This is a genomic window from Bacillus sp. JJ1521, assembly GCF_036965165.1.
Classification (GTDB): Bacteria; Bacillota; Bacilli; order Bacillales; family Bacillaceae_L; genus Ferdinandcohnia.
Genome location: NZ_JBALOX010000062.1, coordinates 973 through 11,908 on the forward strand (window position 1 = coordinate 973; position 10,936 = coordinate 11,908).

13 protein-coding genes are annotated in these 10,936 nt (G+C 37.2%); 7 read left to right on the forward strand and 6 right to left on the reverse strand.

The window, feature by feature from the left end; all coding sequences use genetic code 11:
• Window positions 1-74: 74 nt before the first annotated feature.
• Window positions 75-1,100 (reverse strand): PTS transporter subunit IIC, encoded by a 1,026-nt coding sequence (locus V7147_RS09805; protein ID WP_335367671.1) that lies wholly within the window; start codon window positions 1,098-1,100, stop codon window positions 75-77.
• A gap of 355 nt (window positions 1,101-1,455) precedes the next feature.
• Between V7147_RS09805 and selD the strand changes: the two genes are divergently transcribed.
• The 5 genes from selD (at window position 1,456) to V7147_RS09830 (ending at window position 6,190) form a co-directional block, all read left to right on the forward strand.
• Window positions 1,456-2,508: a selenide, water dikinase SelD gene (gene selD / locus V7147_RS09810; RefSeq protein WP_335367672.1), complete on the forward strand. Its 1,053-nt coding sequence runs from the start codon at window positions 1,456-1,458 to the stop codon at window positions 2,506-2,508.
• Window positions 2,509-2,583: 75 nt separating this feature from the next.
• Window positions 2,584-3,477 (forward strand): phosphate/phosphite/phosphonate ABC transporter substrate-binding protein, encoded by an 894-nt coding sequence (gene phnD / locus V7147_RS09815; protein ID WP_335367673.1) that lies wholly within the window; start codon window positions 2,584-2,586, stop codon window positions 3,475-3,477.
• 11 nt (window positions 3,478-3,488) lie between these two features.
• Window positions 3,489-4,244 carry a phosphonate ABC transporter, permease protein PhnE gene (gene phnE, locus V7147_RS09820; RefSeq protein WP_335367674.1) on the forward strand — a complete coding sequence of 252 codons (756 nt, stop codon included), beginning with the start codon at window positions 3,489-3,491 and terminating at the stop codon, window positions 4,242-4,244.
• A 15-nt stretch (window positions 4,245-4,259) separates the two neighbouring features.
• Window positions 4,260-5,003, forward strand: coding sequence for a phosphonate ABC transporter ATP-binding protein (gene phnC, locus V7147_RS09825; RefSeq protein ID WP_335367675.1), 744 nt, complete (start codon window positions 4,260-4,262; stop codon window positions 5,001-5,003).
• Window positions 5,004-5,089: 86 nt separating this feature from the next.
• Window positions 5,090-6,190 carry an AI-2E family transporter gene (locus tag V7147_RS09830; RefSeq protein ID WP_335367676.1) on the forward strand — a complete coding sequence of 367 codons (1,101 nt, stop codon included), beginning with the start codon at window positions 5,090-5,092 and terminating at the stop codon, window positions 6,188-6,190.
• Window positions 6,191-6,391: 201 nt separating this feature from the next.
• Here the strand turns inward: V7147_RS09830 and V7147_RS09835 are convergent, their stop codons facing one another.
• Window positions 6,392-6,634, reverse strand: a complete 243-nt coding sequence (locus V7147_RS09835; protein WP_335367677.1) for a spore germination protein — start codon at window positions 6,632-6,634, stop codon at window positions 6,392-6,394.
• A 364-nt stretch (window positions 6,635-6,998) separates the two neighbouring features.
• Between V7147_RS09835 and V7147_RS09840 the strand changes: the two genes are divergently transcribed.
• On the forward strand, window positions 6,999-7,463 hold the full coding sequence (locus V7147_RS09840; protein WP_335367678.1) for a low molecular weight protein-tyrosine-phosphatase: 465 nt from the start codon (window positions 6,999-7,001) through the stop codon (window positions 7,461-7,463).
• Window positions 7,464-7,737: 274 nt separating this feature from the next.
• Here the strand turns inward: V7147_RS09840 and V7147_RS09845 are convergent, their stop codons facing one another.
• The 3 genes from V7147_RS09845 to V7147_RS09855 form a co-directional block, all read right to left on the reverse strand.
• A complete protein-coding gene (locus V7147_RS09845) occupies window positions 7,738-8,745 on the reverse strand; it encodes an LLM class flavin-dependent oxidoreductase (protein WP_335367679.1) in 1,008 nt (335 codons plus the stop codon).
• Between the two features lie 13 nt (window positions 8,746-8,758).
• Entirely contained in the window at window positions 8,759-8,980 is a 222-nt protein-coding gene (locus V7147_RS09850; protein ID WP_335367687.1) for a DUF3219 family protein, read from the reverse strand.
• 66 nt (window positions 8,981-9,046) lie between these two features.
• Window positions 9,047-9,649, reverse strand: a complete 603-nt coding sequence (locus tag V7147_RS09855; RefSeq protein ID WP_335367680.1) for a class I SAM-dependent methyltransferase — start codon at window positions 9,647-9,649, stop codon at window positions 9,047-9,049.
• A 140-nt stretch (window positions 9,650-9,789) separates the two neighbouring features.
• Here V7147_RS09855 and V7147_RS09860 point away from each other — a divergent pair, with 140 nt between their 5' ends.
• Complete coding sequence (locus V7147_RS09860) at window positions 9,790-10,113, forward strand: LapA family protein (RefSeq protein WP_335367681.1); 324 nt, start codon at window positions 9,790-9,792, stop codon at window positions 10,111-10,113.
• A 41-nt stretch (window positions 10,114-10,154) separates the two neighbouring features.
• On the opposite strand, the gene V7147_RS09865 is transcribed toward V7147_RS09860, so the two are convergent.
• A partial coding sequence (locus V7147_RS09865) for a 3'-5' exonuclease (RefSeq protein ID WP_335367682.1) occupies window positions 10,155-10,936 on the reverse strand: 782 nt, incomplete at its 5' end.

The following is a 10,936-nucleotide window of genomic DNA, read 5'->3' on the forward strand; positions in this document are numbered from 1 at the left end:
GACCCACATCATGTGGGCATCAACTAACCATCAGTTAGGTGATGAAGTAAACCCCTACTGATGGATGTTTCACTTTATTGCAATTCCATTTTTAAGTCAGATGCTTTTGTCCATCCAATGACTTTTAAACCATGATAGATAGCCAAAGTTATAATAATTGGAAGGATGATCCCAAGAGCAATGTAAATTGATAATATGATAGGACCCTGTTCAGCTAAAATATTGATCGGTGCGATTAATGAATTTAGACCTAGGCCAGCCAATTGATAAGGAACTTGAAAATCAAAAATCAATGTTGCAATTGGTGCACAAATGACTGCAGCGATAAACGGCGGAATCGCAAGCCGTGGATTTTTGACTAAGTTCGGAAATTGTACCTTGGGAGTAATTAAGGATTGTGCAATGTTAGCCCCGGCATCATTTTGTTTAAATGACATGGCGGTGAATCCGGCAAATTGAACTGTACAACCAATTAAAGCTGCTGCACTTGAAACCGGATCAAGCTGTAACGCAATCGCAATTGCGGCTGAAGAGGCTGGCGACATTAGAAAAATGCTCCAAACAAGAGCGATGACCATAGGTCCAATTATAGGAGAATCTGCAACAGATGTAGCTATTTGTGCGCTTAGGCATTCTAGCAACGGTGTGGTAATCTTTGATAAAAATACACCAGCGATCCCTCCTACAAAAATAGCTGTAAAAGGAATTGCCATCATATCAAGTTTTGTTTTCCCAGCAACACGCTTCCCTACCCAAGTAGCAATAACAGCAGCCATAACGGCACTTAATGGTTGTCCTGTCACTAATGTAGCGCCATTTTCAGTTAACTGAACAGCGCTTGCTCCTACCGTAGCGCTGGCCATTGCACTGAAAATAACTAGTGTATTACCTCCAAGCTGGTACGCTATCCCTGCCCCAAGAGCTGGAGCTAACATAAGCTGTGCCGAAACTCCGATTATAGTAAAGCCTTCCCAGCCAGTAAATGTTCCAAGTGATCCCATAAGGAGCCCAATACCAAGTGTCACTAAAACTGCATTTGCAAGTCCTTGGGACGCTTTATACATTCGATCAATCAAATATTTTTTTGTTGGTTGTTTCATTGTGTAATCCCCCTGATGTGGTGTTTTCTAAACTTATGTTTTTTGTTTGAATATGGTATCCGCCAAATAATTGTTATCATAATATAATTATTTTCAGATAATGTCAACAATTACATTTATTCTAAATCTTTAATAACGCTTTCATTAAAGAAATTTAGTCGATATCGAGATTTAACAATGTTCGAAAAAAATAAATTCATCGTTATTCTAGTGTAATTTTGTTATGCCGTATTAGGATAAAAATGAAATAATAAAATCGAATAAATTTCTATACTAAATTTCTTATGCTAAAATAAGTCTTGGAAATAAGATACTGAGTTAGTGCCAAAATAAAAATAAGAAAGGAGTGACGTTGATGTCTAAGAAGGAAGAAATTATTAAATTGACCTCCCTTTCAACGAAAGCTGGCTGAGGATGCAAAATCGGTCCTGAGGACCTGACGCAGGTTCTGCGTCATTTACCGAAAGCTACACCAAATCCAAATTTATTAGTGGGTCTTGATACCCCTGATGATGCAGGAGTATATAAAATCAATGATGAAGTTGCACTTGTGCAAACACTGGATTTCTTTACGCCGATTGTGGACGATCCTTACATGTTTGGACAAATTGCTGCTGCCAATGCGTTAAGTGATGTCTATGCAATGGGAGGAAAGCCGATTACGGTCATGAACATCGTCGCCTTCCCTATTAATACATTAGATAAAAGTATCCTTGCAGACATTCTAGCTGGTGCAGCAGAAAAAGTTAGAGAATCGGGAGCATCATTAGTTGGTGGTCACTCTATCGATGACAAAGAGCCTAAATTTGGCTTATCTGTAACAGGTACTGTCCATCCAAATCGAATTCGTGCAAATGCTGGTGCAAAGCCTGGTGACCGTCTTATCTTAACAAAACCGATTGGTGTTGGGATCTTAACAACAGCGATTAAAAGAGATTTGTTAGGACCAGAAGATATTGAAAAAGTGACAGGAGTCATGGCAACATTAAATAAAAATGCTGCCCAGGTGATGGATCACTATAATGTACATGCCTGCACAGATGTAACGGGGTTCGGTCTACTTGGGCATGCAATGGAAATGGCTGAAGGAAGCGAGGTTGGAATGACGATTCAATACGAAAATGTCCCGATTTTACCAAGAACAAAAGAGCTTGCTGAACAAAAGGTAGTTCCTGGTGGAACAAAGAAAAATCATGCTTGGCTCTCTGAACGAGTAGAGTATAGCTCGAGTTTAGATGAAATTGATCAACTCATTTTATGTGATGCGATTACGTCAGGTGGACTCCTTGTCTCTATCCCAGAGGCTGAAGCCGAAAAAATGCTTCAGGAACTACATGAAAAGAATGTAGATGCTACCATTATTGGCGAAGTTACAAACGAAAAACCTGGCTATATTATGGTAGTTTAAGGACTCGATTTTGAGTCCTTTTTAGATTGTTAGGAAACAATAACATAAATATATTTGATAAATGAGGTGCTTATATTGAAAAAGATATCGTTCTATTTTCTTTTCTTAGTTTTTACCCTCCTTCTAGCTGGGTGTGGTACAAATGCCAATGATAAAAATAATAATGTTAAAGAAGAAGCTTTTACAATTGGAGTTATCCCTGTACAAACTGTTGGTGAAATGGAGACGGCGATGGACAAACTTCAAACGATCTTAACTGAAAAATTAAACCGTGACGTTTCCGTTGAGGTATATCCTGACTATAACGGTGTAGTAGAAGCTATGAATTATGACAAGATTGATATGGCCTATTTTGGTCCATTAACCTATGTTGTGGCACATGAAAAAAGTGGTGCAAAGGCGATTATTACACAACTGATAGATGGTGAGCCATTTTACCATTCGTATATCATTACCCATAAAGATAGTCCATTCAATTCAATTGAAGATTTAGTAACACATTCGAAGGAAATCGATTTTGCTTTTGGTGATATTAATTCAACATCAGGCTCCCTCATTCCTTCTATCGAATTAAAGGATCGTGGAGTCTTCGAATCCGAGGATGTCCATCAATTTAAATCTGTTCGATACACCGGCTCCCATGATGCGACTGCCTTAGCCGTACAAAATAAACAAGTCGGTGCTGGTGCCATTGACAGTGCCATTTATAATCAGCTTGTTGAATCTGGGAAAATTGATGGTTCATTATTTAAAACGATCTGGGAATCTGAAAAATTATTTCAATATCCGTGGGCGGTACATAAAGATACGGATGAAGAAACCATTAAAACCCTTAAGGCTGCCTTTTTAGCAATTGAAGATGAGGAAATCTTGGCTGCTTTTGGTGCAAGTGGATTTACAGAAGCAAGAGATGAGGATTATGCGAGCATCCGCCAAGCTGCAATAAAACAAGGAATTATTAATGAATAGAGCTGATCGACATGTGGTTTAAACGAACTACCTTTCTAACTGTAGTTCTAATAGGTATTGCGATTTCCGTAAGTATGAGGTTAACCGAATTTGACCTTTCAAAATTTCGTGATTTTCGAAATATGATTGATTTTCTCTCGCAATGGTTTCCAATGAATTTTTCAGCTTTGCCCAGGATGCTAAGGGACAGTGCAGAGACACTTGCAATGGCATTTTTAGGAAGTTTTTTTGGATTAATCATTGCCTTACCAATCAGTTTCCTTGCGGCGAAAAATACTTCACCATCTGCAATGGTTTTTAATTTCACAAGAATTTTGATGAGCTTTGTTCGCTCCATTCCAGAAATTGTGTTCGGATTAATTTTACTCACCGCACTAGGGCTTGGTCCCTTCCCTGCTGTTTTAGCAATTATGTTTCATAATATCGGTGTACTCGGAAAGTTAATTTCCGAACTAATTGAATCTGCAGAATCCGGACCACACGAAGCAATGAGAGCAGTCGGTTCGAAAAACTGGTTGGCATCTCTTTTTAGCATCCTTCCACAAATTTGGCCGAATGTTTTGTCCCAATATTTTTATCGTTTCGAGGTTGCGATTCGTACCTCCCTCATCCTTGGATTTATTGGAGGTGGTGGGATTGGACAGCGCCTTTTTAATGATTTTAAAAGCTTTCAATATTCCTCTGTATCCTTGGATGTATTTTTAATCATGTTAATTGTCATTATTGTAGATTCGTTTGGAAGCTATGTTCGGAATAAAGTTATTTAAATGGGGAGCATTGAAATGATTAGATTAACGGATGTTACTGTCTATTATCCGAATACAGAAAGGCCTGCTCTATCGGCGGTCAATCTTAGATTGGATGAGGGTGAATTTGTCTGTGTACTTGGTAAAAGCGGCGCGGGAAAATCTACACTTATTCGGTGTATGAATGGTCTTCAACAGCCTACAACTGGTGAAGTGTTTTGGGATGGTGATCCATTTACAAGCAAGACTAAGGAACAACAGCGCTTAATACGGCGTGAAATTGGGATGATTTTTCAGCATTTTAACCTGATCCCCCGCTTAACTGTTTTACAAAACACATTAACAGGCATGTTCGGCTATCGAAGTTCTGTGCGGAATTTACTAGGGGTGTTTTCAAAGGAAGAAATCGAAAATGCAAGACGGATTTTGGGGGTTGTTGGTCTTTCTGAATTTGAGAATCGTCGGATAGAACACTTGAGCGGCGGTCAGAAGCAACGTGTTGGGATTGCACGTGCCCTTTTGCAAAAGCCTCGCGTTTTTTTAGGCGATGAACCAGTTGCAAGCTTAGATCCAGGAACGGCCAATCGTATTTTTTCATTACTAAAAGAACTCCATGAACGTCATACACTTCTTTCGGTTATGAACCTTCACGATGTCGAACTTGCTAAACAGTTCGCAACAAGACTTCTTGCTTTAAAAAATGGCGAAATTATTTTTGATGGAAAGCCAGAAGAATTTACTCAGGATTTGTATGAGCAAACATATAATACTTGTAAATGATTCCTATGTAGGAAGTAATTGTTTTCCTTTTCGCGAATTGTTATACTTCTAGTATCTGTATATTAATAGAAAAGAAGGTACATACTTTGTCGAAAACGAAATTTCAATATTGGCTTATTCAAATCCTGTTAATACTAACAATTATCTTTGTTTCAACGAAAATCACATTTTTATTTAAACCAATTGGCGTGTTTTTCTCAACCATCTTTTTTCCAATTTTGATTACTGGATTTCTTTTCTTTCTATTAAATCCTGTAGTAAAATTCCTTCAACGTCATAAGGTTCCAAAAATCCTTGGCATATTAATCATTTATGTCGTGTTCTTTGGGTTGATTGTGTTAGCAGTTGGGAATTTAGTTCCAATGATTACAAAGCAATTTACAGCACTTGGAAATGCATTACCCGGTTATGCGAACCAAGCGATGGATTTTTTTGAGGAATTCACCAAATCCTCAGAATTTAAATGGATTCAGGATGAACAACAGGAACTTCTAAATACGGTTGAAGAAAAATTAATAGCTTTTGCAAATACCCTTCCGAATAGAATTACAGGTGGGATTTCTCAAATTGTTGCGATCATTGCGAATATAGCTATCATTCTTGTAACGGTGCCTTTCCTCTTGTTTTATTTGTTAAAGGATGGTCATCGGTTTCCACAAGCAATTGTAAGATTTTTTCCTAATGCATACCGTGACGAGGCTCTAACAATTTTAAAAGAAACTGGGGAGACACTCTCGGCATATATTCAAGGACAGGTTACTGTCGCATTAGCAGTTGGAACCCTTTCGTTTATTGGATATTTAATCGTTGATTTACCCTTTGCTCTTGTGATGGCATTGATTGTTGCTGTGACAAATATGATCCCATATGTTGGGCCGCTACTAGGAGGAGCGCCAGCTGTAATTTTAGCACTATTTGATTCCCCTATGAAGGCGTTGCTAGTGGTGTTAGTGATAGTAATTGCACAGCAAATTGAAGGGAATGTCCTTTCCCCTCTAATTCTTGGAAAGACGCTTGATACACATCCAGCGACGATTATCATACTCTTGCTCGCAGCGGGAAATCTAGCAGGTGTGTTGGGCATGATTCTAGCAATCCCAACGTATGCAGTTATTAAAACTATTGTTATCAATATTGTGAAATTCCTAAGAGCAAAGAAAAAGGCCGAGCTGACGGCAGATATATAATGAAACACCATGTGCATAACAAAAAAGGCTAAAGGAAAATCTTCCTTAAGCCTTTTTTTATTTTATTGAGCTAACTCATCCTAACTATCTTAGCGAAAACTTGTACAAATTTACAAATTAAGATATAAAGCTCGCGATGTTTAATTAATAACTATGTTCAGAGAATAGAGCCATATTCCTATAATTAAAGATGAACTGTCATTAAATGTTTTCGTTTTCGGGTGCAGATGGATTTTCGATTTGACCTTGATCACTTATATCGGAATCATTTACCTTAGAAATATTCAGAGAACTAGTTGGTGAAAAATCACCCATTGAAAAATTAGCACCGTATAATTTTATGTTCGCAGTATGGCTGTTTTGTAACGTCCCTCCAAAATTTATATTTGAATTTTGTGTCATCCCGTTTACCTTAAATTTGAAAATATTAATTTGATTAAACATAAGATCCCCCAAATAATAATCGAATTTGATACAAAGTATGTTAAACAGGCATTATTTGAAATAGACAAACATGGAATTTAGTATATATAGTCTTTTTCATTAACTAATATAAAAGGACTCCCACTTAGGAAATCTTGTGCCATAAGACTCATTCCACCCTGGTCTCTAAAAATTAGAATAGAGCCGTTCCATTTTTCTGTTTTGTACATATGTTGGGATTACAAAAGAACGGGAAGGGAGGTTCTATATGGCAAAGGGTACATATCGAGCGTATTTGCTTTATTTATAGTATGTGTATACTCGTTATCATCGTAGGAGCAGTTTAATTATTAAAAGACTCCAATAATGACTGGAGGTGTAATAAATGATCAACGTTTTATTTGTGTGCATGGGGAATATATGCCGTTCACCGATGGCTGAAGCTTTTTTTCGTCACTTAGTGGAAAAGGAAAATTTGACAAACAAAATCGCAGTTGATTCTGCTGCAACAAGTCGATTGCAAATCGGATTTCCTCCGCATGAAGGAACTCTTGATATTCTAAAGAAATACGATATCTCTTCTGATGGTCTTATTGGACGTCAACTAAAGAAAGAAGACTTTTGGAAGTTTGATTACATTATGGGAATGGACAAAAGAAACATAAGAAGTATCTTAAGGAAAACTGGCAAGCATAATCATCCAAAGATCATTAGGTTACTCGACCTGACCAAATACAGGATAGATATCCCCGACCCATTTTACACAGGTGATTTTGATGAAACCTATCGTCTTATTTCAGCAGGCTGCAGGGCTTTACTCAATAAAATACGGAGCGAACAAAACATATAACAACAAGCATCTATTTTAATTCGACGGTCAAAACAGTTAATTTCACTGACCCTCTTTGAGATAGTAAAATACAGTACTATCTTTCACTGGTCAACTTCTAAAGATATCACCAATATTCGTGATATATACCGAGTTTTACAGTTGATATTTTTTAGGTTTCAATATAATACGTTTTTACACTAAACTATAAAAAGCACACGTATTATTAATGTAAAAATACAATGTGTGCTTAAATATGTTGTTAGATTTCTCCCCAGAATTACATCCGATGATCTTATATGGTTGTAAGCTCCAGCTCTTTAGCAATAAGTTCATATGATTTAAGTCGGTCCTCAGGAGAGTGTGTGATTGTGACGATCATGATTTCATCGGCTTTGTAGGTTTTTTTAAGTTCTAAAAGCTTATCCTTTACTTTCTTTGGATTTCCAATGATGACCTTTTGTTTCATTTTTTCAAAGCCCTCATGAATTTTCTTATTCTCAAGGTAATCCCTTGCTTCTAAAATGGACGGAACTCCTTCCTTTCCTTCCCTCTTTTCTCTTTGCTTACCCCACACATAAGAACTTAGCGCAATTTCTTCTGCTTTCTCCTTGGTTTCAGCACAAATGGCAGAAACAGTAACAATTACTTGGGGCTTGTCACCTTGATTTCGTGGTGTAAAGCTATTCATATATCCATTTACGATCTCTTCTCCATCATTGTCGCTCATAAACAGACCGAATGTGTATGCTAACCCTTTTTCCGCAGCAAGTAATGCACTCTTTTTACTTGTTCCCAGTAGCCAAGGAACTGGTTGTATTGTCGGCATTGGAGCAGCTTTTAAGTTAGCAAATTCATGGTCAGGCGGAAAATCATTATGTATAAAATGAAGCAGCATATCGATTAATTCTGGCATCTTCCAAACCTGTTGCAAAAAGTTATCAGATAACGCACTGGTCGCTTCAGCAGAACCACCAGGAGCCCTGCCGATTCCGATGTCTATTCGATTTGGAAATAATGTTGCAAGCATATTGTAGACTTCTGCTACCTTATATGGTTTATAGTGAGGCAGTAAAACAGCGCCTGAACCAATTCGTATAGATTTTGTATGTGCCCCAATGTAGCCAAGCATAACTTCAGGCGCCGGACAAGCAAGTCCTGATAAATCATGATGTTCAGCAATCCAATATCTTGTGTAACCTAATCGTTCCCCCGCTTGTGCGAGTTTCATTGATTCAATCAATGCGTCCTGTGGAGTTTGATTAGCTGAAATGGGAGCTTGATCTAAGATACTTAATTTCATTTTAAGCTCCCTCCTAGTCTCTAATTTCACGAAGGGATAATTTAAAGTTCCCGACCTGATCTTTTTCATAAAGATTAGTTAACGAGGTTGAGTATTCATCGATTGTAACTCTACACTCTATTTCTCTAGTGGGTACCTTTAAATCAAAATTTCTCCCGTATAAAAGAGTTGTTACATCATGGTAATCTTCACTTTTAACTTTAAAATCGACTTTAACTAATAGTAAATTTTTTATTAGTTCTTCATGTTAATCTGTTACATTTAATTTTGAATCGTTTAAGTATATTTCTGTAACCATTGGTCAGTCCTCCTCTTTGATATTTCGCATTTCCATCGCAATGAATAGTCCATTATAAAATTCATTTTTGTCTACAATCGTTAAACCATTTTGTTTTACAAGTCTTTCCGTATCTCGATTTATACAACAGCCATCACATACTTTTTTCCAAGCAGGTGTCAGCCAGTCCTGTAGGTTCGAAAGAAATGGATTCCTCATCTTTACATGCTCAAACATGAGGATTGTCCCATCTGGTTTACAAACCCTTTTCATTTCAAGTAAAGCCTTTTCTGCGTCAGGAATCGTGCAGAATACTAGTGTCGCAACTATGGTGTCATATGTATTTTCTTCAAAAGGTAATTCTTCTGCACTTACTTGAACAATTTCAATCGGCACCTCTGCTTGAGCTTTATTCACATTTGCCCTGGTAGTCATATTTTGGTTTGGTTCAATTGCCGTGACACATTGTACATCTCGGTAAAGTGGAAAGTTGATACCCGTTCCTGAACCTAGTTCCAGTACTTTGCCACTTGCTTTTGCTAGTAGTTGACTTCGAATTGAGATGAATTTTCTTTTTTCAAGTGGTTTCATGAAAAAATCATATAGCGTTGGAAATAACGTACTCATAGTTTTCAACTCCGTTAGCCTTCGATACATTTATTATATATAGTTTTGAAAATGATTTCGAATAATTGATATGAAGATCCGAACATGTATTGCTAAAATAGGGTAAGATAAAATGATGAAGAACTAAGGAGTTGTATGTTTTGAGATTCCAGTGGAATTTTATTTTAGGACTTTTTTTTGCACTTATTGTTGCCATATTTGCTGTTGTGAATGTGGATTCGGTTAGGGTTAATTTTGTTTTTGGTTATACGGAGATTCCTCTTATCTTAATCATTTTGGGTTCAGCTTTACTAGGTGGTCTGATCGTAGGTATGTTCGGCATTCTCCGTCAATACAAGCAGCAAAGACACATCAAAAAACTGGAGAAAGAAATCGAACAACTAAAAGCAGGGAAAATTGAGAAAACACAAGTAGACACAAAAGCTGAAGCAGAATCAACTGAAAAAATAAAAAGTGAAAAATAAGGAAAGGTACTGTGCCTTTCCTTTTAATTGTTCTATTTTACTCACACCTCTACCGCCGGCTCCAATAACCCCATTTCTAAGCAGGTTTCAAGCAGTAAGGCTTTCTTTTCTTTTTGAAATTGAATTTCGATCCTGTCACCAGTGACCGAAACAATTGTTCCGTGTCCAAAAACACGATGCTTTACAACCATTCCCTCTTTTATTTCTTCTCCCTTTTTGATCGCATTTGAATTATATGGGACAACAGAATTTTCCCGTATTCGCTTTTTCGGAGTTTCCGGTGCCACTACCCTCACTTGTGGTGAAGTGATATTCTTTACATTTGCTACAAATCGAGACTGGGCAACATCTTTTCCATGTTGTTTCTTATAAGATAAGAGCTCCAGCTCCTGTTCAGCACGTGTCATTCCAACATAAAAAAGTCGGACAGCCTCTTCCATAAGATCACGGTTGCCATCTTTATACTTATTAATCTCATCATGCGATGGGATCACACCTTCGATTAAATCAATCATATAAACCTTTTTAAACTCAAGCCCTTTTGAACTATGGAATGTGGAAAGTGTAATCGAATCTTTATTTTTATTAAATTTTGAGATTTTTAACAGATTTTCAAGGTGCTTTAAACGTTCTGCAAATTGTTCCATCGTATCAAGAGTATCAGCAATTTCCTCTAGTGTTTGGAGCACCGAGAACAGATAATCCGTTTTAAAACCTAACTTTTTACTCATGTCCTTTATCGTTTGATCATAACCTAGCTGGTTTCTAATTAACTTAATTGCCTTGAGTGGTTTGGTCCCCTTCATCTGTTGAAAGGTTTTCT

What these genes read in the sequence shown, in the direction of transcription:
- V7147_RS09805 (WP_335367671.1), bottom strand. Translation starts at nt 1,100, where the DNA reads ATGAAACAACCAACAAAAAAATATTTGATTGATCGAATGTATAAAGCG.
- phnE (WP_335367674.1), top strand. Translation starts at nt 3,489, where the DNA reads ATGTGGTTTAAACGAACTACCTTTCTAACTGTAGTTCTAATAGGTATT.
- phnC (WP_335367675.1), top strand. Translation starts at nt 4,260, where the DNA reads ATGATTAGATTAACGGATGTTACTGTCTATTATCCGAATACAGAAAGG.
- V7147_RS09835 (WP_335367677.1), bottom strand. Translation starts at nt 6,634, where the DNA reads ATGTTTAATCAAATTAATATTTTCAAATTTAAGGTAAACGGGATGACA.
- V7147_RS09840 (WP_335367678.1), top strand. Translation starts at nt 6,999, where the DNA reads ATGATCAACGTTTTATTTGTGTGCATGGGGAATATATGCCGTTCACCG.
- V7147_RS09845 (WP_335367679.1), bottom strand. Translation starts at nt 8,745, where the DNA reads ATGAAATTAAGTATCTTAGATCAAGCTCCCATTTCAGCTAATCAAACT.
- V7147_RS09855 (WP_335367680.1), bottom strand. Translation starts at nt 9,649, where the DNA reads ATGAGTACGTTATTTCCAACGCTATATGATTTTTTCATGAAACCACTT.